This window comes from Gammaproteobacteria bacterium, from assembly GCA_015709615.1.
Taxonomy (GTDB): Bacteria; Pseudomonadota; Gammaproteobacteria; order Burkholderiales; family Nitrosomonadaceae; genus Nitrosomonas.
Map to the genome: position 1 here is coordinate 1,513,783 of CP054179.1, position 18,061 is coordinate 1,531,843.

An 18,061-nucleotide genomic window follows, 5' to 3' on the forward strand; every position below is an offset into this window, starting at 1 on the left:
AGCCAGGTTGCTGCTTGAGAAATAGATATAAAAAAGGCGACATTAGTCGCCTTTTTTATCATTAGAACTTATGATCACAATCAATGCCCGCGTTTTCTCAGCTTATCTATCGCGGCTAATTGCGCCATGGCTTCAATCAGCTCAGCTTGCGCTCTGGCATAATCTAATTCAGATTCCCGATTCTTCATCGCTTCTTCAGCAGCTCGCTTCGCTTCGAGAGCTTTAGCCTCATCAAGATCATGGCTGCGCACCGCGGTATCAGCCAATATCGTTACTACATCAGGTTGAACTTCCAACATGCCGCCAGATACATAAACTAATTCCTCTTCTTTCAATTGTGCCTTGATTCGCACCATGCCCGATTTGATTCTTGTCAGCATCGGTGTATGACGTGGATAAATACCTACTTCACCCATTTGCGCCGGTGCTACCAGAAATTCAACAGGACCGGAATAAATGGATTCTTCCGCGCTCACGATATCAAGATGAAATATGGTACCCATCGCTATTTTCTCTTGGTTTATTGAAGTGTTTTAGCTTTCTCTACAGCTTCTTCGATGCTGCCAACCATATAGAACGCTTGCTCTGGCAGTTCATCATACTCACCTTCAACAATTCCTTTAAAACCTTTAATAGTGTCTTTTAGAGAAACATATTTTCCTGGTGAACCAGTAAATACTTCGGCAACGTTAAACGGTTGCGACAAGAATCGCTGAATCTTGCGTGCGCGACTGACCGCCAGTTTATCTTCCGGTGACAGTTCATCCATTCCCAGAATTGCGATAATATCTCGCAACTCTTTATACCGCTGCAATGTTTGCTGAACAGCACGAGCGGTATTGTAGTGTTCCTCGCCTACGACTTGCGGATCCAGCTGACGTGAAGTAGAGTCAAGCGGATCTACTGCTGGATAAATTCCCAACGAAGCAATGTCCCGTGATAACACAACCGTTGCATCCAAGTGCCCAAAGGTCGTTGCAGGTGACGGATCAGTCAAGTCATCCGCTGGTACATAGACCGCTTGAATTGAAGTAATGGAGCCAGTTTTGGTTGAAGTGATGCGTTCTTGTAATCGCCCCATTTCCTCCGCCAGAGTCGGCTGATAGCCCACTGCGGACGGCATACGACCAAGTAACGCTGATACCTCAGTTCCAGCCAATGTATAGCGATAAATGTTATCAACGAAGAACAAAACATCACGCCCTTCATCTCGAAACGACTCTGCCATTGTAAGTCCGGTCAATGCAACGCGAAGACGGTTTCCGGGTGGCTCATTCATTTGCCCGTATACCAGCGCTACTTTATCCAACACTTTAGATTCTTTCATCTCATGATAAAAGTCGTTTCCTTCGCGTGTACGTTCGCCTACACCAGCAAACACTGAATAGCCGCTGTGCTCAATCGCAATGTTACGAATCAACTCCATCATGTTCACGGTTTTACCCACACCTGCACCACCGAATAAACCTACTTTACCGCCTTTTGCAAACGGACAAATCAGGTCAATCACTTTAATGCCGGTTTCCAGCAATTCCGTTGATGCTGATAACTCATCAAATGCAGGCGCTTCCCGATGAATCGACATTTGCTGATCCGCACCGATATCACCCATCTCATCTATTGGTCGTCCCAAAACATCCATGATTCTTCCCAATGTTTTGGTTCCAACAGGAACGGTGATCTGTTTTCCAGTATTTTTTACTACCATCCCGCGACGCAATCCATCAGATGAGCCCAGTGCAATGGTTCGCACCACACCATCACCTAGCTGCTGCTGCACTTCTAACGTAAGCTCGGAGCCATCCATAATTAATGCATCATATACTTTTGGCAGAGATTCGCGTGGAAACTCCACATCAATTACCGCACCAATACACTGAACAATTTTTCCTTGACTCATCTTTGTTCCCTAGACTCTATACTCAAAAAATATTTTAAACAGCAGCAGCACCGCCGACAATTTCGGATAGTTCTTTAGTAATCGCTGCTTGTCGAGATTTATTATAAATCAATGTCAATTCATTTATGACATTGCCCGCATTGTCCGATGCCGCTTTCATCGCCACCATTCTGGCAGATTGCTCCGATGCCATGTTTTCTGCTACTGCCTGATATATTAATGCTTCTACATATCGCACCATAATATCGTCTATAACAGGCTTCGCTTCCGGTTCGTAAATATAATCCCAGGCTGCTTTGGGTTTATCGTTATCTTGCTCGCTGCTCTGCATACGTTCATCAGTCAGCGGTAGCAATTGTTCCATGACAGGTTCTTGCTTCATGGTATTTATGAAGCGATTATAAAAAATGTACACACGATCAAATTGATCTTGCGTGTAGCCATCCAAAACCACTTTTACCGCACCGATAAGCTTCGCGATGTCAGGAGTATCACCCAAACCTATTACTTGGGAAGAGATACTTGCTCCGACTCTGCTCATGAATCCCAAGCCTTTGTTACCGATACAGCAGACTTCGATCTGCTCGCCTTCCGCTTGCCATGCTTTCATTTGATTCAAGGCTTTGCGCAGAACATTGGTATTTAATCCTCCGCAAAGTCCCTTATCAGAAGTGACAATAATAACGCCGACTCGTTTAACGGTATCGCGCGCAATCAAAAAAGGATGACGATATTCCGTATTTGCTCGACTCATGTGTGCAGCAACATTGCGTATCTTCTCGCCGTAAGGACGTGCTTTTTTCATACGCTCCTGAGCTTTACGCATCTTTGATGCCGCGACCATTTCCATTGCGCGCGTTATCTTCTGCGTATTTTTTACGCTCTTTATTTTATTGCGGATTTCTCTACTGCCAGCCATTTGCTTAATAGGTTCCGTTTTGCTTAAATTCTTGAATCGCAGCGGTCAATTCTTTTTCTGTTTCAGCACTGAGCTCTTTACTCTTCTCAATTTTGTCAAGAATGGCAGCATGTTGGCCACGAATGTAGTTTTTCAGAGCAGATTCAAATGCCAGCGCTCTATTCACTTCTACATCATCAAAATAACCATTATTAATAGCAAATAATGTCAATGCCATTTCTGATACGCTGAGCGTTGCATACTGCGGCTGCTTCATTAATTCCGTCGCCATTTTTCCACGCTCGAGCTGCTTGCGTGTAGCTTCATCCAGATCAGATGCAAACTGCGCAAATGCCGCCAATTCGCGATATTGAGCCAATGCCAACCGTATACCACCGCCCAATTTCTTGATAACCTTCGTTTGAGCAGCACCACCTACTCGAGAAACTGACACCCCTGCATTGATTGCTGGGCGTATACCTGCATTAAACAAGTCTGTCTCTAGAAATATTTGCCCGTCAGTAATAGAAATGACATTGGTTGGCACGAAAGCTGTTACGTCACCAGCTTGTGTTTCAATGATTGGTAGAGCGGTCAGCGATCCCGTTTTACCCTTTACTGCGCCATTGGTTGCTTTTTCAACATAATCCGCACTGACCCTCGCCGCTCTTTCAAGCAAGCGCGAATGCAGATAAAACACATCGCCCGGATATGCTTCTCGACCCGGAGGTCGACGCAATAACAATGATATTTGTCGATAAGCCCAAGCTTGTTTAGTTAAGTCATCATAGACGATTAATGCATCTTGACCTTTATCACGGAAATATTCACCCATCGTACATCCAGAATAAGGTGCAATAAATTGCATGGCAGCTGACTCTGATGCCGTTGCTGCTACGACAATGGTATATTCCATAGCGCCATGCTCTTCCAGCTTACGTACCACGTTTGCAATTGAAGATGCCTTCTGCCCTACCGCCACATAAATGCAGAGCATATTCTGACCTTTTTGATTGAGAATCGCATCAATTGCTACTGCAGTTTTCCCTGTCTGACGATCGCCGATAATCAACTCGCGCTGTCCGCGTCCTACTGGCACCATAGAGTCAACTGATTTTAATCCAGTTTGCACAGGTTGATCTACGGACTGCCTCCAGATTACACCCGGAGCAATTTTCTCTATTGGCTCGGATTTCGCTGCTGTAATTGGCCCTTTACCATCGATCGGCTGTCCTAGCGCGTTCACGACACGACCAAGCAATGCCTCACCAACAGGAACCTCCAGAATGCGCCCTGTGCATTTGACGGTATCACCCTCACAGATGTGCTCATACGAGCCCATGATAACGGCACCCACCGAATCACGTTCCAAATTCAGCGCCAAGCCGAAAGTATTGCCAGGAAACTCCAACATCTCACCTTGCATCACATCGGATAAACCGTGAATGCGAACAATACCGTCTGTTACCGATACAATTGTTCCTTGTGTACGCACTTCTGCTGTATCAACAAGTCCTTCGATCCTTTTTTTAATCAGTTCACTGATTTCGGATGGATTTAACTGCATTTCTTCTAACTCCTAGCTTTTAAGGGCAATGGCCATAGCTTCAAGCTTACCGCGCACTGAGGCATCTAGAATCTCATCACCAATCTCAACTTTAACACCGCCAATTAACTCTGGATCAACGCTCACTTGAGCATCTATTTTGCGTTTAAATTTTTGCTCTAGATCATCAACTAATTTCTTTAGCTGCTTACCTTCCATTGCAAACGCGCTCACAATCTTTGCCTCAAGTACACCCTCATGTTGCGCCTTCAACTGCTCAAATAGCTGACTAATCTGCGGCAATATAAATATGCGTTTGTTTTCCGCTAACAGCATCACCAGATTATGAGCTTCGGAATTAAATTTACCTTTTCCGATCTCTATAAAAATTTCACCCAGCTGTTTTGTTGTAATAACCGGATTACCGATAAGCGGCCTTACATCATCATGTTCAACAACAGATGCTGCTAATCGCAATGTTTTTGACCACTGCTCCAAGCCCCCCTTAGCAACAGCATGCTTATAAACAGCTTCCGCATACGGTCTAGCAACTGTAATCGCTTCAGCCATTATTTAAAATCTTCCTCAATTGCGGAAAGTATGTCAGCATGCGCTTTTGCATCTATCTCTCGACGTAATATTTTTTCCGCACCTACCAGTGCTAATTGCGCAGCATGCTGACGCAAACTTTCTTTTGCACTAAACATTTCATGAGCTATATCTGCTTTTGCACCGGCCACTATCCGCTCACCTTCATCTTTTGCGGTTCGCTTCGCTTCTTCAATAATTTCCGTCGCTCTTTTCTCTGCCTGCAAAATTATCTCCGAAGCACGCTGCTTAGCTTCTTTCAACACTTCGGACGAACGCTGACTTGCCAACTCTAGCTCATGACGGCCACGCTCGCCTGCTGCCAAGCCATCCGCAATCGTTTTTTGACGCTCCTCAATAGCACGCAATAGCGGCGGCCAAACAAACTTAGCTGTGAACCAAATAAATACGGAAAAGGCTAACGCCTGAGAAATTAAAGTAAAGTTAATATTCATGACAAGCCTGTATAATCTGATCTAAACTGCAGCAGCATTATTGCTGAATTACCGCCAGCAATGGATTACCAAACGCAAACAACATGGCAAGACCCACCGCAATAATAAAAGACGCATCGGTTAAACCGAGCAGAAGAAACACTTTACCTTGCAGAGTTGGAATCATTTCTGGCTGACGCGCAGCACCCTCAAGGAAACGGCTACACATTACACCCACACCGATACAAGCACCAGCCGCACCCAAACCGATCATCAAACCAATACCTATTCCAGTGTATGCCTGAATCATTGCCAAAAACTGCAAATTCTCCATTTTAATTTCCCTTTCGTTAAGATTAATAATATGTTACAAAATAAACTTATAAAATGAATCAGTGAGATTCATGCGCCATTGATATGTAGACAACCGTCAACATCATAAAAATAAATGCTTGCAAGGTAACGATCAATATATGAAATATTGCCCAACCAGCCCCCAGAATTGAACCAAAGATTGTTCCAGAGACTCCGGTTGCAGCCCACATACCCAACAGCAGAAAAATTATCTCACCTGCGTATATATTTCCAAAAAGCCGCAAAGAGTGCGACAGAGGCTTCGATACATATTCAATAAAATTGAATAACAGATTCAGTATCCACAAGAGCGGATTTTTCCCAAATGGCGTACAAAATAACTCATGCGTCCATCCCCCAACCCCCTTGACTTTGAGGTTGAAAAAAATCATCAAAAACCATACTGAAAGGGCTAGCGCAAAAGTTGTGTTGACATCCGTTGTCGGCACAATCTTCCAGTTGTGCATACCAAACACATTCTCGGTAATCCAAGCCATGATATCGATCGGCAATATATCCATGGCATTCATCATCAAAACCCACACAAACACCGTTAATGCCAGAGGGGCCACCAGCACATGCCGGTTACCATGAAATGTATTTTTCACTTCATTATCAATGAACTCAATCGCCAATTCGATGAATGCCTGACTCTTAGAGGGCACACCCGGCGTTGCTTTGCGCACTATCAACCAGATAAAACCAAAACTAATTACGCCAAGAATAAGGGATGTAATCAAGGTATCAACATGCAACACCCAGAAAGATCCTTCACTGACTTTTGTTGTTAGATAGGTTAGATGATGATCTATATATGATGTTGGTGTAAGTTCTGTTCCCGATGCCATGCGCTGCCTGTTTACTTTAAAAATTTATCTTACTTTGTATCGTCCGCGACCAATAATGCCACGCTATGAACCAAAACTGTCAGGATAAACGCCCCTATAAATGCCAGCGCGTTCACGTTCTCGTAAAATTTAAATACTAACCACAACAAGCCGACAGTCAATACAATCTTTATCGACTCCGCTCTTAGTGCAGTTCTTATGGCTTCTCCTGCTGTGTAGCCTTTGTGACGTGAGACAATGACGGCAAATGCCGCAGAGGCAACCACACTGACTACCCCACCGAGTGATGCTGATATTGCACCTTGCATACCCAGAAAAAACCAGACAACCACTGCCACCGCTATTGTCGCGAGCAACTGCATGCGCAACACAATATACAGCGGCCTATTCTTAATCCAAGACATGTACTTCCTGCCCTTGGAGCAGGTAGCATTACCTGCGCTTAAAAAAGACGTGACTATAGCCTAATTACCCCGATCAGTCAACGCGCAATTCCAATTAACCATTATTTTTGATAATCTTTCAAAGCTTCTCAAAAATAGCTGCGATCCCTTGACCACCTCCGATACACAGGGTGATTAGAGCATATCTCCCGCCGCTGCGACGCAGCTCATAAATGGCCTTGATAACCAGAATACTCCCCGTTGCTCCTATTGGGTGTCCTAGCGCCACCGCACCACCGTTAGGATTCGTTTTTCCCGGATCGAACTGCAATTCCTTCGCAACCGCGCAAGACTGAACAGCAAAAGCCTCGTTGGATTCAATCACATCCATATCTGATATTTTAAGACCAGCGCGCCGCAACGCACTTTGGACCGCAGGTACAGGACCTATGCCCATAAACCTAGGATCAACACCGGCATGACCATACGACACCAATCTCGCCAGCGGTTTCAAATTGCGTTTCTGCGCCACCTTGGATTCCATCAGCACCAGTGCGGCAGCGCAATCATTAATCCCGGAAGCATTACCGGCCGTGACGGTGCCGCCTTTCTGAAAGACCGGACGTAATTTAGCCAGATGATCCACGCCAATATTTTCTCGCGGATGCTCGTCGGTATCAAAAACAATCGTTTCTTTGTGATCAACCACCTCAATGGGCAATATCTGTTCTTTGAAATAACCATTCTGAATCGCATGTAACGCACGGCGATGGCTTTCAACGGCAAAGGCATCCTGCTCTTCCCGGCTGATTTGCCATTTGACGGCAATATTTTCCGCAGTAATACCCATATGCACACGATCAAACGGATCAGTCAAAGCCCCCACCATCATATCGACGGTAGCACCATCGTTCATGCGCTGCCCCCAGCGCAGTGCCGGCAATAAATAGCCGCCTCGGCTCATCGACTCCGCTCCGCCTGCCACCGCCACATCGGTGTCATCGAGTAAAATATTTTGACTGGCTGAAACAATGGCTTGCAAGCCGCTTCCGCATATCCGGTTTACCGTCAATGCCGCAGTATGCTGCGGCAAACCGCCATTGATGCAAGCCACGCGCGCCAGATACATATCGCGCGTTTCTCCGTGGATGACATTACCAAAAACGACATGCCCGACTTCATCGGGATCAATTCCTGCGCGCATTACAGCTTCGCGCACGACTTTTGCCGCCAAATCGGCAGGCGCAATACTTTTAAGCGCGCCGCCATAATCCCCGATCGCTGTGCGAACACCGCTCAGAATAACTACTTCACGCATAAATTTTTCTTTGCCAATGCAGATGAAAAAATAACACACAACCGGAAGATCGCGGCGCCAGTCAACATTTTTCCAGCAATTCCTCTAACGCTGCCGTTACCCGCCGGGATTCGACTTTCATCTTCTCCAGCAGCTGAGATGCCTTGCTCACCTGATTTTTATCCCCGTATTCTTCCAACTGGCGGCATATATCTGCGAGCACATCCGCACCGATATTGGCCGCACTCGATTTAAAAGTGTGCGCAGCTTTTATCAGCGCGCTGCTATCAGCGGCAGTAATGGCATTTTCAACTTGTGTTTCAAAAACAGGTACCGACGACAAATAAATTGCGATCAGTTTTTTCAGAAACCCGGTTCCACCCTCGGGATCCATTTGCCGCCAGACATTGAGCTTATCTAAATTGAGAACAGGATCACTCATTGATTACCTGATCATCTGAATAAAAACCGCTTTATTGAACTTCACAGATCATTTCCAACATCATTACCCAGCAGACGATCTATCAAGGCAGATGTCCGCTAGGCTTATCCTGGCCTGGTTAATTATTTCTTCACAAAATTAATCAGCTTCTGATAGGTGAACAAATAATCCTGCGCTTGCAGCGGTGTATGGCATTGCACGCAATTCAGATCGTTGCTTTTTGCCGTGCCATCCGGATTGTAAACCGCAAACCCCCAATCACCAGTGCGATTTTCCTTTGGAAAGGACGCATCCCAATTATTGCGGTTTTCCATCACCGCAACAGCAGCCAATGAAGCGATTTCGAAGATACCGTCACTACCCGGAAGCGGTTTACCGTCCGCGCCTTTTTTAGGTGTATAAATTTCCATTACCACAACACCACCGGGAGCGCTTTTATTTCCTTGCTTATAACCGGCAATCGCGGCTTCGTTGGCGTACAACTTGGCGACCTGCGTCTGGTTTGCGCGATTCATGGTTGCATACTGGGTAAAAGTCTTGCTGTAATCTGCAGGAAACTTGACATGTTCCGGATCTCCGCCGGCATAAACGCTAACCGAGGTAATGGCTAATGCAGTGGCAATCGCTTTCAACGTATATTTCATGTTTCTTCTCCTCATTTGAAATTTCTGGATTAAACAAGTTTTGGAGCGCTATCATACCGCATTCAACAGTAAAAATTGTTGACTCAAAGAATGCCTTCTCACCCGGCCAGATCCGTAACCAGCCTGATCGATAAATAAATTACCAGCGCCGCGACCGCCAGGTGAAGGGTAAAACTGACGGGATTTTCTTTCACCGCATCGTAAAACGTTTTATTTTTTCCTTCCCGCTTCAAGTGCGCATACTCCTCCCGTATTCTGATCGCTCTTTCACTTTGATAAGCATCCAGCAATGCGCGCGCACGCTCAAACTGACTGTCATCGGTAAGCCAGATCGCCGGCATCGACACCCCCCAGTTTCCTGCTGAGGTCTCGTAAAAATCGATCGCATTGCTGGCAAGCAGTTCGCGCACATCTTGCGCTTCATCGTCGGAAACATCCGTAAGCCGGAATAAAATTTTTGCCATGAAGGGTCTTTTGATATGTTATTTTCTATTAGGAAATAGTTGGCCTGTGCTCAGTGAAACTTACACTCTGTGCAAATTTATTCTCAAGTGATGAAAAATAGCAATACCCATTTACAAGTTGATCTGAAGAAATGAAAAAAACCGTACTCATTACCGGATGTTCCAGCGGAATCGGCTACTGCACCGCCAAAGGTTTGCAGGCACGCGGCTATCGCGTTTTTGCCACAGCCAGAAGGCGCGACAGCATTGAAAAACTGCTGGCTGAAGGACTGGAAAGCTTCCGTCTGGATTTAAACGACTCCAATTCGATTCATTTCGCTTTTGAAGAAGTCATGCGCCGCAGCGGCGGTGAATTGTACGCGCTGTTCAACAATGGCGCATTTGGCTTGCCCGGCGCGGTGGAAGATTTAAACCGCGATGCCCTGCGCGCGCAATTCGAAACCAATGTATTCGGCTGGCAGGAATTGACCAATCTTGCGATCCCCGTGATGCGCCAACAAGGGTATGGACGTATCATTCAGAACAGCTCGGTGCTGGGTTTTGTCGCACTGCCTTTCCGTGGCGCCTACAACGCCTCCAAATACGCCATCGAAGGTTTGAGCGACACGCTGCGCTTGGAACTCAAAGGCAGCAACGTATACGTCAGCTTGATCGAACCGGGGCCGATTTCCAGCCTGTTCCGCATGAACGCCGTCAAAGCGCTGGAAAAATATATCGACATCGAAAACAGCGTGCATCGCGAAAAATATCAAGGTGTGCTGGCACGATTGAACAAACAAGGCCCCGCTGTTCCATTCACGCTGCCGCCCGAAGCGGTTCTGAAGCGGGTAATTCACGCACTGGAAGCACCCAAACCGCAAGCACGTTACTACGTAACCGTTCCTACGTATTTGTTTGGTTTCCTAAAACGCATACTCAGCACGCGCGCACTGGACGTGCTGCTGGCGAAATCGGGAAACAGTAACTGATCCGGGAGAAGCTAAGGGTTAGCCGTGGAAGTCGCACACGATTGCAACATTTTCCAGGCAATATCACCGAAGAACGCATCTCCTCGCAGCGATGCATTGACAGTTGCCGCATCGATTTGCTGCAACATCAAGGCAAATGCATAAGCCGGTTTATCGTTGTCACTGCGCTGCGTAGCTGATTGTACTTCCGCTACCGGATTGCCATAGATCAAAATAGCGTCGGGATTCGACGGTGCGTAAGTAGCGATGGCGTTACGCAAAAAGCGGGTATCGTAGGCATGAATTTCCGACGCGTGAATATCGGGATATTGCCGGTTCCGGAATTGCAGCGGCCGCAAAAAGGACCGGCCGTCGTATTGCAGTTTGGCGGTCACACACGCCGCGAGCGCGGCATGGTCTCCCGCCAATTTTTCTTCGAAACGCTGCGTTTTATCACCGCTTGCATCGTTCAAATTCGCACACGCCGCCATGAAAAATGCAGTCAAAATCACAATGCAGCGCTTCATCGCAATACTTCAAATGAAACGGTACAACAATTGATAAGCAGCTCGTTGCTAATCAAACGCTAACCGCCAAAATAAACATACGGCTTCATCGGTTCGGCGGATTCCTTGAAGCGTTTGCGCTCTTCCAAATTCTGATTTTTATCCCACCAAACACTGCGTGCCTCCAGCCGCTTATCTTGCACTTGCGGATTCTTTTCCAGAAACTCGCGCATAAATTTAGTGTGCTCAGATTCGTAGTTATAATCCATGACGTTATCTCCTGCTCTAAAATTGCAAAAGCCGAACTTTAGCACAGACCTCCTGTTCGATACAGCCCCGGCTTTTACTCCCAATCTTGCACGCAAACCGTGCGCCGCCATGCAGCAATGTTAAAATACTGCCGTTACCGCCACTTCTCAATTTCAATTTAACTGCCCGCAATTTTTCTTCATGCTTGTTCTCGGTATTGAAACATCCTGCGATGAAACCGGTATCGCGCTGTACGACACCCAATGCGGCTTGCTCAGCCATACGCTGTACTCGCAAATCGCCATGCACCGCGAATACGGCGGCGTGGTGCCGGAGCTGGCGTCGCGCGATCATATCCGCCGCGTGCTGCCGCTGATCAGGCAAGCGCTGGCCGCCGCCGGTTGTGAATTGCGCCAAATCGACGCCATCGCCTACACGCAAGGCCCCGGTCTTGCTGGTGCACTGCTCGTCGGCGCCAGCATCGGCGCGGCGATGAGTTTTGCGTTGAACATTCCGGCACTCGGCATCCATCATCTCGAGGGTCATTTGCTGTCGCCGCTGTTGTCGACTCCAGCTCCCATTTTCCCGTTCATCGCGCTGCTGGTGTCTGGAGGCCATACGCAGTTGATGCAAGTCGACGCTGTCGGTCACTATAGCTTACTCGGTGAAACGGTCGATGACGCCGCCGGTGAAGCGTTCGACAAAACCGCTAAGTTATTGGGATTGGGTTATCCCGGCGGTGCCGCGTTATCGCAACTCGCCCGGCAAGGCCGCCCGGGGCAATTCAGACTGCCGCGCCCGATGCTTAACAGCGGCGATCTGAATTTCAGCTTCAGCGGCCTGAAAACCGCGGTGCTGACTTTGCTCAACAAACAGGAAAACAGCAAGCAAATCCGCGCTGACATCGCACTAGCGTTTCAAGATGCAGTAGTGGAAGTGTTGACGGAAAAATCGCTGGCTGCGCTGGCGCAAACCGGATTAAAGCAACTGGTCGTGGCCGGAGGGGTCGGCGCCAACGAACAACTGCGCCGCGCGCTCAGCGAAAAAGCCGCCGCGCAAGGCACCACGGTGTTCTATCCGGAACTGGAATTCTGCACCGACAACGGCGCCATGATTGCATTTGCCGGTGCCATGCGGCTGCAAGCGATGCCGGAATCCGCCCGGCAACCGGCGCGCAGCTTCAACGTGCACGCACGCTGGAATCTGGAGATGCTGGAAACGCCTGAAGCCGATTAAACATCAGGTTCTTTCTTCTCCCCGATGCGCCCTTCCTTGCCCGCCAGTAGATTGACGATATTCGACTGATGGCGCCAGATCAGCAGCAACGATATCGCCGAAACCGCTAAGGTGCCGACTTCAAAACCGAGCAGAGCGATGCTATACAGCGGCGTCAGTACCGCCGCAATCAAAGCCGACAGCGACGAAATGCGCCAAACGAGCGCCACCAGCAACCAGGTTGCCATCGCCAGCAACCCCAGCCAAAGATTCAATCCCAGCAGCACACCGACCGCCGTTGCCACACCTTTGCCGCCTTGGAAACGCAAAAATACCGGGAACACATGGCCGAGAAACACCGCCAGTGCCGCCACGGCGGCCGCTTCGTCACCCAATCCCAACTGCGGCGTGTAAGTTTGTGCCAGAAACACCGCCAGCCAGCCTTTCCCGGCATCGCCGAGCAAGGTCAGCACCGCCGCGGCTTTCTTACCGCTGCGTAGCACATTGGTCGCACCGGGATTTTTCGACCCGTAAGTGCGCGGATCGGGCAGTTTAAAAATCCAACTGGAAATCAGCGCAAACGGCACGGAGCCCAACAAATAAGCCAGTACGGCAAACAGCAATAACGTCATCGGATTAGCATCACCTGGAAAAAATAGACTAGAATCCGGTATCGCCCGCTCTCGAAGCTCCCGACCATACCCGAACAATTCGTACATTTTAGCGCTTAATCATTCATGGATATTATTTTTCTGCACGACTTCAAAGCCAAAACGCTGATCGGCGTGTACCCGTGGGAACGCATCGTGCCGCAAACCATCCAGCTCGACCTGGAAATCGCGCTGCCCAGCAGCCGCGCGTGCCAAACGGATAACATCGACGATGCGCTCGACTACGCGCTAATCGTCGAAAAAATCAACGATATTTTAACCAACAAACATTTCTCGCTGCTCGAAGCGCTAGCCGAACACATCGCGCAAACCATTTTGACCGACTTTCACGCGCCGTGGGTCAAGGTCAGCGTCGCCAAGCTAAGCATTATCCGAGGGGTAAAGCGGCTCGGAATTCGCATCGAGCGCAAGGCTGGCGCAGCGCTCGCCTAGAAAGTATTTAGCGCGTGAACCGATTCAGGTTTTTATAGTCTCTTGAGTGCAATTCCCTGTAATTCTCGTTGCAAAATTTTCTGTAAGTTTAAAAACTATCCTTCCAGTAATCAAAAAATTTACAACAACCAACACCTTAGTTGATAATACTGCTTATCCAGGCCGATACAGGAGACATATAATGCATACGGTAAAAATCACACCTCTTTTTTATGCGCTTCCCGCCCTATTCCTTATAAGCGGCGCGGTCACCGCACAAGATATTAGCGAAATTCAAAGACAATTCAATGCGGAAACTGCCGGCAAGCCTTTCAGCGTTCCCGATGACGCTACGCTAACAAAAGCGCTTAAAGAAGCTACACAGCGCGGCACGCCGACCAAAACACCGAGCTATATGCCGGGTTGCTACGGGTTGGGTTGCGTTTTAGGGCAGAATTATGGTTATGGCAGCTATTTTGGCGGTTACACGCGTCCTTATTACGGCGGTTTGTATGGCGTTAATAGTTATGTGCCGTATTACTACGGCTGGTAATTTTGCGGATGACCGGGGATGGCCGGCAAATAGATTTGATCACACAAACCATTTAATTTTTTATTAATCATCAGAAGGGAGATGCAATGGGTTACTCCATTAACAAAAATACCTGGGTAATGACTGGGATCGCGCTATGTTCTTTGGTTTTAAGCGGGTGCGCTGCGGTTCATACTTCCATTGCCAAGAAGGATCTGGATGTACAAACCAAAATGAGCGACTCTATTTTTCTAGATCCCGTCGAACCAGATAAAAAAGTCATCTACCTGAATATTCGCAATACTTCCGACAAAACCAATTTCGATATTACCGCCACGGTCGCCAGAGCGTTGGAAGGCCGTGGTTACCGTATCACCACCAACCCGAAAGAAGCGCATTACTGGCTGCAAGCCAACGTGCTGAGCGTCGACAAGGCCAGTCCGACCGCTGCGGAAGCCGCTCTGAGAGCCGGCTATGGCGGAATGGGCAGCGCCGCCTTAGGTGCTGCCGTGGGAACAGCCACTGGTGCAGCGATGGGTGGCTGGACAGGCGCCGGTATTGGCGGATTGGCTGGCGCGGCGGCATTTGGTGTCGCAAGCACGATCGCCGATGCGGCGGTGAAAGATGTCACGTTCATGGCGATTACCGACGTAGAAATCGCGGAACGCGCCGAAGAAGGCGTCATTGTCCGTGAAGACCGGCAGCAGGATGCAAAACAAGGCGTCGGTGGCGCCAGAAGACAATCGTCGACAAAAGTCAGCGAGATGAACAAATTCCGCACACGCGTGGTGAGCACCGCCAACAAAGTGAATTTGCAGTACGAAGAAGCCGCGGTTGAATTGACCAATGGTTTGGCACGTTCTATTTCCGGGCTTTTCTAGGATCAAGTTCCATTGATTCGAGTCATTGAATATGTTTTCCGGTTGCAGGTAATCGCAACCGGATACATGTTTGCACCTAACCGCACACTCTCAGCAAAACATATTGCCTTATTTACCAGGAGAAGCGCATGACGCCGATAAAAACCACCGCTGTTGTACTCACCTTCCTTCTATGCATCACCGTTTCCGCAGCGCACGCGCAAAAGAACAGCTCACCCGCAGACGGCCGCGACGCCATCAACCGGATGACGAAAGAACTGGGGTTGAGCGATACGCAGCGCAGCAAAGTTGAAACCATTCTCAACACGGAAAAAATGAAAGTTGAAGCTGTTTTCAACGAAGAGCGAAAAAAATTGCAATCCATCCAGGAAGAAACCCGATCCAGTCTGAAAGCAGTATTGAGTCCGGAGCAAATGGAAAAACTCGAGAACAAAATGCGCCAGGAAAGCAAAAAAAACGCAGCGCAGAAAAAGTAATCCTTGACTGTATCGCCGGGGTTTATCGATCAAGCGTTAGTTAGTTTATGATCGATAGCAGGCCGGATCGGTCACACCCGCCGCTGCAAACCCCGCCTTGCGAATCCGGCAGGAATCGCACACACCGCACGCTCGCCCCGCTTCATCAGCTTGATAACACGAAACCGTCAGGCTGTAATCTACACCCAACACAATCCCTGTTTGGATGATTTCTTTTTTGGATAAATGCATCAACGGTGCATGGATCGTCAGTTTCTTGCCTTCAATGCCCGCTTTTGTCGCCAGATTCGCCATCCGCTCGAACGCTTGAATGTATTCCGGGCGGCAATCGGGGTAACCGGAATAGTCGACCGCGTTCACTCCGACAAAAATATCCTGGCTTTGCAACATTTCCGCCCAAGCCAGCGCCAGAGACAACATGATCGTATTTCTCGCGGGTACATAGGTAACCGGTATTTCCTTTTTTTCTCCGGCGGTTGGGACTGCAATCGCTTGATCGGTCAGCGCTGACCCGCCGAAAGCAGTTAAATCGAGTTTGATAATTTGATGCTGGTGAGCCCCGAGTGAATCCGCGACTTCTCGCGCAGCTTCCAGTTCCGACCGGTGACGCTGACCGTAATCGACGCTCAATGCATAGCATTGAAAACCTTGATCGCGCGCGATCGCCAGCACGGTGGCAGAATCCAACCCGCCGGACAGCAATACTACGGCTTTTTTCATCGCCCCGGCCCCTCGCCCCACAGCAGTTTGTGCAATTGAACCTGCATCCTGACCGGCACTTGGTCGCGCAATATCCAAGATGCTAATTGGGCAGGCTCCAGAGTCTCATAAACCGGGGAAAAAAGGATTGGGCATATGATCTGCAATTGTTTGCTCTCTATCAATTCGCACGCCCAGTGATAATCGGCCTCGTCGCACAGCACAAATTTGATTTCGTCGCGCGCTGTCAAGTATTCCAGATTGCGCCAGTTATTCTTGGAAACCTCGCCAGAACCGGGTGTTTTGATATCCATGATCTTCGATACGCGTGCATCGACTTGGGACAAATCCAGCGCGCCGCTGGTTTCCAGCGACACCGAGTAGCGCGCATCGCATAACGTCGACAGCAAAACCAGGCAGGCTTTCTGCGCCAGCGGTTCGCCGCCGGTGACCGTGACGTAATTCGTCTTATAGCGGGCGACTTGGTGCAAAATTTCAGCTATCGAGCGATTCTCGCCGCCGCTAAAGGCATAGGCCGTATCGCAATAACCGCAGCGCAAAGGACACCCCGTCAGACGTACGAAAACGGTCGGCAAGCCGATCCGGCTGGTTTCACCTTGCAAGGAAAAGAAAATTTCACTGATACGCAAGGTTGTCGTTTCTAACACTTGCACCATATCGAATGCCTGGAGGAAAAATGCAGATTATATTGCTGGATGAATGATACGGAAAACTGCGGTTGATTGGCTATTTGTTCAAACCGGAAACTTACTTGATGTTGGCCAAGCGTTGCTTGGCTTTTTTGGCCGCGTCACTTTGCGGGTATTTCGCCAGTATACTTTCCAGCGTATGCTTGCTGGCCTTGCTATCGCCCATTTCCAGCTGGCTGGTGGCGATATTCAAATAGGCATCCGGCACTTTGTTGCTGTTCGGGTACTTGCTGATCAGTTTTTTCTGCGCATCGATCGCCAGCTGGTAGTCGCGCAACGCATAACGCGCATTGCCGATCCAATAGGCGGCGCCCGGCGCCAAGTTGGATTGCGGGTAATTTTCCAGAAAACTTTCGAATTGCGCGATGGCGTTGGCATACTCGCCATTCTTGAATAGATCAAATGCCGCTTTATAAGCGCTGCTTTCTGTTGCGCCACCAGGCGGCGCCGCTTCATTGACCGCCGACAAAGCGGTGTCCGCGGTTACAGCGGAATCCACTTCGGCGGAAGACAGTGACTCCGGTGCGACTACCGCATCGGCTGGCGGCGCAGCGGCGCGCTGCTCCTCCGGCTGCGGTTCGATCATGCTGTGCGGCGTATTTTTCGGTGCCGGATGAGCAGAAGGCACTCGCTTGTCCGGCTGCTCGATAACACGTAACCGGTTGTCCAGGTCGATATAGAAATCGCGCTGCCGCTTTTGCAACAACGCGTTATCGTTATTCAGCATTTCTATCTGCCCGTTCAGCTTCCCCAGTTCCTGTTCCAGCGTCTCAACTTTGCTGTAGAGCTCCAGCAATGCCTGGCTGTTCAGCGCCTGTTCCATCTTGGCAATACGCGCTTCCATTTCCTTGACCTGCTGACGCAATGCATTAACCTGCTCGCGTGCCTCACCATCGCCAAACAATGCGGCATGGCTGATGCTGCTGCTCAGCAATACCAGCAGAAGAAAAGCGCGTATCAGCATGT

At 48.8% G+C, this 18,061-nt stretch carries 25 protein-coding genes; 6 read left to right on the forward strand and 19 right to left on the reverse strand.

Annotated features, from left to right (window positions below; genetic code table 11):
- Positions 1-80: 80 nt before the first annotated feature.
- From HRU77_07300 to HRU77_07360, 13 genes are all read right to left on the reverse strand, one after another.
- On the reverse strand, positions 81-503 hold the full coding sequence (locus HRU77_07300; GenBank protein ID QOJ20516.1) for a F0F1 ATP synthase subunit epsilon: 423 nt from the start codon (positions 501-503) through the stop codon (positions 81-83).
- A 17-nt stretch (positions 504-520) separates the two neighbouring features.
- Positions 521-1,900: a F0F1 ATP synthase subunit beta gene (atpD, locus tag HRU77_07305; protein ID QOJ20517.1), complete on the reverse strand. Its 1,380-nt coding sequence runs from the start codon at positions 1,898-1,900 to the stop codon at positions 521-523.
- A gap of 34 nt (positions 1,901-1,934) precedes the next feature.
- The gene (gene atpG / locus HRU77_07310; protein QOJ20518.1) at positions 1,935-2,819 is read right to left on the reverse strand and encodes a F0F1 ATP synthase subunit gamma; all 885 of its coding nucleotides are present in this window, start codon (positions 2,817-2,819) and stop codon (positions 1,935-1,937) included.
- A 4-nt stretch (positions 2,820-2,823) separates the two neighbouring features.
- A complete protein-coding gene (locus tag HRU77_07315) occupies positions 2,824-4,365 on the reverse strand; it encodes a F0F1 ATP synthase subunit alpha (protein QOJ20519.1) in 1,542 nt (513 codons plus the stop codon).
- A gap of 12 nt (positions 4,366-4,377) precedes the next feature.
- On the reverse strand, positions 4,378-4,914 hold the full coding sequence (locus HRU77_07320; GenBank protein QOJ20520.1) for a F0F1 ATP synthase subunit delta: 537 nt from the start codon (positions 4,912-4,914) through the stop codon (positions 4,378-4,380).
- Positions 4,914-5,387, reverse strand: a complete 474-nt coding sequence (locus HRU77_07325; protein QOJ20521.1) for a F0F1 ATP synthase subunit B — start codon at positions 5,385-5,387, stop codon at positions 4,914-4,916. Before HRU77_07325 ends, HRU77_07320 begins: the two co-directional genes overlap by 1 nt.
- Before the next feature lie 37 nt (positions 5,388-5,424).
- Positions 5,425-5,700, reverse strand: coding sequence for a F0F1 ATP synthase subunit C (gene atpE, locus HRU77_07330; GenBank protein ID QOJ20522.1), 276 nt, complete (start codon positions 5,698-5,700; stop codon positions 5,425-5,427).
- A 58-nt stretch (positions 5,701-5,758) separates the two neighbouring features.
- Complete coding sequence (atpB, locus tag HRU77_07335) at positions 5,759-6,568, reverse strand: F0F1 ATP synthase subunit A (GenBank protein ID QOJ20523.1); 810 nt, start codon at positions 6,566-6,568, stop codon at positions 5,759-5,761.
- 29 nt (positions 6,569-6,597) lie between these two features.
- Positions 6,598-6,972, reverse strand: a complete 375-nt coding sequence (locus tag HRU77_07340) for an ATP synthase subunit I (GenBank protein QOJ20524.1) — start codon at positions 6,970-6,972, stop codon at positions 6,598-6,600.
- A gap of 118 nt (positions 6,973-7,090) precedes the next feature.
- Positions 7,091-8,269 carry an acetyl-CoA C-acyltransferase family protein gene (locus tag HRU77_07345; GenBank protein ID QOJ20525.1) on the reverse strand — a complete coding sequence of 393 codons (1,179 nt, stop codon included), beginning with the start codon at positions 8,267-8,269 and terminating at the stop codon, positions 7,091-7,093.
- Positions 8,270-8,330: 61 nt separating this feature from the next.
- The gene (locus HRU77_07350) at positions 8,331-8,690 is read right to left on the reverse strand and encodes an Hpt domain-containing protein (protein QOJ20526.1); all 360 of its coding nucleotides are present in this window, start codon (positions 8,688-8,690) and stop codon (positions 8,331-8,333) included.
- Between the two features lie 122 nt (positions 8,691-8,812).
- The gene (locus HRU77_07355) at positions 8,813-9,334 is read right to left on the reverse strand and encodes a cytochrome P460 family protein (protein QOJ20527.1); all 522 of its coding nucleotides are present in this window, start codon (positions 9,332-9,334) and stop codon (positions 8,813-8,815) included.
- Positions 9,335-9,432: 98 nt separating this feature from the next.
- Complete coding sequence (locus HRU77_07360) at positions 9,433-9,798, reverse strand: hypothetical protein (GenBank protein ID QOJ20528.1); 366 nt, start codon at positions 9,796-9,798, stop codon at positions 9,433-9,435.
- Positions 9,799-9,929: 131 nt separating this feature from the next.
- Between HRU77_07360 and HRU77_07365 the strand changes: the two genes are divergently transcribed.
- Positions 9,930-10,766 (forward strand): SDR family oxidoreductase, encoded by an 837-nt coding sequence (locus HRU77_07365; GenBank protein ID QOJ20529.1) that lies wholly within the window; start codon positions 9,930-9,932, stop codon positions 10,764-10,766.
- Positions 10,767-10,777: 11 nt separating this feature from the next.
- On the opposite strand, the gene HRU77_07370 is transcribed toward HRU77_07365, so the two are convergent.
- Both HRU77_07370 and HRU77_07375 read right to left on the reverse strand, forming a co-directional pair.
- A complete protein-coding gene (locus HRU77_07370) occupies positions 10,778-11,272 on the reverse strand; it encodes a hypothetical protein (protein QOJ20530.1) in 495 nt (164 codons plus the stop codon).
- Between the two features lie 59 nt (positions 11,273-11,331).
- Entirely contained in the window at positions 11,332-11,520 is a 189-nt protein-coding gene (locus HRU77_07375; protein ID QOJ20531.1) for a DUF3460 family protein, read from the reverse strand.
- A 181-nt stretch (positions 11,521-11,701) separates the two neighbouring features.
- On the opposite strand from HRU77_07375, the gene tsaD reads away from it, so the two are divergent.
- Complete coding sequence (tsaD, locus tag HRU77_07380; protein ID QOJ20532.1) at positions 11,702-12,736, forward strand: tRNA (adenosine(37)-N6)-threonylcarbamoyltransferase complex transferase subunit TsaD; 1,035 nt, start codon at positions 11,702-11,704, stop codon at positions 12,734-12,736.
- On the opposite strand, the gene plsY is transcribed toward tsaD, so the two are convergent.
- Positions 12,733-13,347, reverse strand: coding sequence for a glycerol-3-phosphate 1-O-acyltransferase PlsY (gene plsY / locus HRU77_07385; protein QOJ20533.1), 615 nt, complete (start codon positions 13,345-13,347; stop codon positions 12,733-12,735). The genes tsaD and plsY overlap by 4 nt on opposite strands.
- 105 nt (positions 13,348-13,452) lie before the next feature.
- On the opposite strand from plsY, the gene folB reads away from it, so the two are divergent.
- The 4 genes from folB to HRU77_07405 all read left to right on the forward strand — a co-directional run bounded on the left by folB (position 13,453) and on the right by HRU77_07405 (position 15,686).
- Positions 13,453-13,818: a dihydroneopterin aldolase gene (gene folB, locus HRU77_07390; protein QOJ20534.1), complete on the forward strand. Its 366-nt coding sequence runs from the start codon at positions 13,453-13,455 to the stop codon at positions 13,816-13,818.
- Between the two features lie 181 nt (positions 13,819-13,999).
- Positions 14,000-14,350, forward strand: a complete 351-nt coding sequence (locus HRU77_07395) for a hypothetical protein (protein ID QOJ20535.1) — start codon at positions 14,000-14,002, stop codon at positions 14,348-14,350.
- A gap of 86 nt (positions 14,351-14,436) precedes the next feature.
- The gene (locus HRU77_07400; GenBank protein ID QOJ20536.1) at positions 14,437-15,210 is read left to right on the forward strand and encodes a complement resistance protein TraT; all 774 of its coding nucleotides are present in this window, start codon (positions 14,437-14,439) and stop codon (positions 15,208-15,210) included.
- A gap of 128 nt (positions 15,211-15,338) precedes the next feature.
- Positions 15,339-15,686, forward strand: a complete 348-nt coding sequence (locus tag HRU77_07405) for a hypothetical protein (GenBank protein QOJ20537.1) — start codon at positions 15,339-15,341, stop codon at positions 15,684-15,686.
- A gap of 45 nt (positions 15,687-15,731) precedes the next feature.
- On the opposite strand, the gene queC is transcribed toward HRU77_07405, so the two are convergent.
- From queC to ybgF, 3 genes are all read right to left on the reverse strand, one after another.
- Positions 15,732-16,406: a 7-cyano-7-deazaguanine synthase QueC gene (gene queC / locus HRU77_07410; GenBank protein QOJ20538.1), complete on the reverse strand. Its 675-nt coding sequence runs from the start codon at positions 16,404-16,406 to the stop codon at positions 15,732-15,734.
- Positions 16,403-17,062, reverse strand: a complete 660-nt coding sequence (gene queE / locus HRU77_07415) for a 7-carboxy-7-deazaguanine synthase QueE (protein ID QOJ20539.1) — start codon at positions 17,060-17,062, stop codon at positions 16,403-16,405. Before queE ends, queC begins: the two co-directional genes overlap by 4 nt.
- 91 nt (positions 17,063-17,153) lie before the next feature.
- Positions 17,154-18,059: a tol-pal system protein YbgF gene (ybgF, locus tag HRU77_07420; GenBank protein ID QOJ20540.1), complete on the reverse strand. Its 906-nt coding sequence runs from the start codon at positions 18,057-18,059 to the stop codon at positions 17,154-17,156.
- Between the last annotated feature and the right edge of the window lie 2 nt (positions 18,060-18,061).

Excerpts from the sequence above, each read along its gene's own strand:
- HRU77_07300 (QOJ20516.1), bottom strand. The coding sequence starts at position 503 with ATGGGTACCATATTTCATCTTGATATCGTGAGCGCGGAAGAATCCATT.
- atpD (QOJ20517.1), bottom strand. The coding sequence starts at position 1,900 with ATGAGTCAAGGAAAAATTGTTCAGTGTATTGGTGCGGTAATTGATGTG.
- atpG (QOJ20518.1), bottom strand. The coding sequence starts at position 2,819 with ATGGCTGGCAGTAGAGAAATCCGCAATAAAATAAAGAGCGTAAAAAAT.
- HRU77_07315 (QOJ20519.1), bottom strand. The coding sequence starts at position 4,365 with ATGCAGTTAAATCCATCCGAAATCAGTGAACTGATTAAAAAAAGGATC.
- HRU77_07320 (QOJ20520.1), bottom strand. The coding sequence starts at position 4,914 with ATGGCTGAAGCGATTACAGTTGCTAGACCGTATGCGGAAGCTGTTTAT.
- HRU77_07325 (QOJ20521.1), bottom strand. The coding sequence starts at position 5,387 with ATGAATATTAACTTTACTTTAATTTCTCAGGCGTTAGCCTTTTCCGTA.
- atpE (QOJ20522.1), bottom strand. The coding sequence starts at position 5,700 with ATGGAGAATTTGCAGTTTTTGGCAATGATTCAGGCATACACTGGAATA.
- atpB (QOJ20523.1), bottom strand. The coding sequence starts at position 6,568 with ATGGCATCGGGAACAGAACTTACACCAACATCATATATAGATCATCAT.
- HRU77_07340 (QOJ20524.1), bottom strand. The coding sequence starts at position 6,972 with ATGTCTTGGATTAAGAATAGGCCGCTGTATATTGTGTTGCGCATGCAG.
- HRU77_07345 (QOJ20525.1), bottom strand. The coding sequence starts at position 8,269 with ATGCGTGAAGTAGTTATTCTGAGCGGTGTTCGCACAGCGATCGGGGAT.
- HRU77_07350 (QOJ20526.1), bottom strand. The coding sequence starts at position 8,690 with ATGAGTGATCCTGTTCTCAATTTAGATAAGCTCAATGTCTGGCGGCAA.
- HRU77_07355 (QOJ20527.1), bottom strand. The coding sequence starts at position 9,334 with ATGAAATATACGTTGAAAGCGATTGCCACTGCATTAGCCATTACCTCG.
- HRU77_07360 (QOJ20528.1), bottom strand. The coding sequence starts at position 9,798 with ATGGCAAAAATTTTATTCCGGCTTACGGATGTTTCCGACGATGAAGCG.
- HRU77_07365 (QOJ20529.1), top strand. The coding sequence starts at position 9,930 with ATGAAAAAAACCGTACTCATTACCGGATGTTCCAGCGGAATCGGCTAC.
- HRU77_07370 (QOJ20530.1), bottom strand. The coding sequence starts at position 11,272 with ATGAAGCGCTGCATTGTGATTTTGACTGCATTTTTCATGGCGGCGTGT.
- HRU77_07375 (QOJ20531.1), bottom strand. The coding sequence starts at position 11,520 with ATGGATTATAACTACGAATCTGAGCACACTAAATTTATGCGCGAGTTT.
- tsaD (QOJ20532.1), top strand. The coding sequence starts at position 11,702 with ATGCTTGTTCTCGGTATTGAAACATCCTGCGATGAAACCGGTATCGCG.
- plsY (QOJ20533.1), bottom strand. The coding sequence starts at position 13,347 with ATGACGTTATTGCTGTTTGCCGTACTGGCTTATTTGTTGGGCTCCGTG.
- folB (QOJ20534.1), top strand. The coding sequence starts at position 13,453 with ATGGATATTATTTTTCTGCACGACTTCAAAGCCAAAACGCTGATCGGC.
- HRU77_07395 (QOJ20535.1), top strand. The coding sequence starts at position 14,000 with ATGCATACGGTAAAAATCACACCTCTTTTTTATGCGCTTCCCGCCCTA.
- HRU77_07400 (QOJ20536.1), top strand. The coding sequence starts at position 14,437 with ATGGGTTACTCCATTAACAAAAATACCTGGGTAATGACTGGGATCGCG.
- HRU77_07405 (QOJ20537.1), top strand. The coding sequence starts at position 15,339 with ATGACGCCGATAAAAACCACCGCTGTTGTACTCACCTTCCTTCTATGC.
- queC (QOJ20538.1), bottom strand. The coding sequence starts at position 16,406 with ATGAAAAAAGCCGTAGTATTGCTGTCCGGCGGGTTGGATTCTGCCACC.
- queE (QOJ20539.1), bottom strand. The coding sequence starts at position 17,062 with ATGGTGCAAGTGTTAGAAACGACAACCTTGCGTATCAGTGAAATTTTC.
- ybgF (QOJ20540.1), bottom strand. The coding sequence starts at position 18,059 with ATGCTGATACGCGCTTTTCTTCTGCTGGTATTGCTGAGCAGCAGCATC.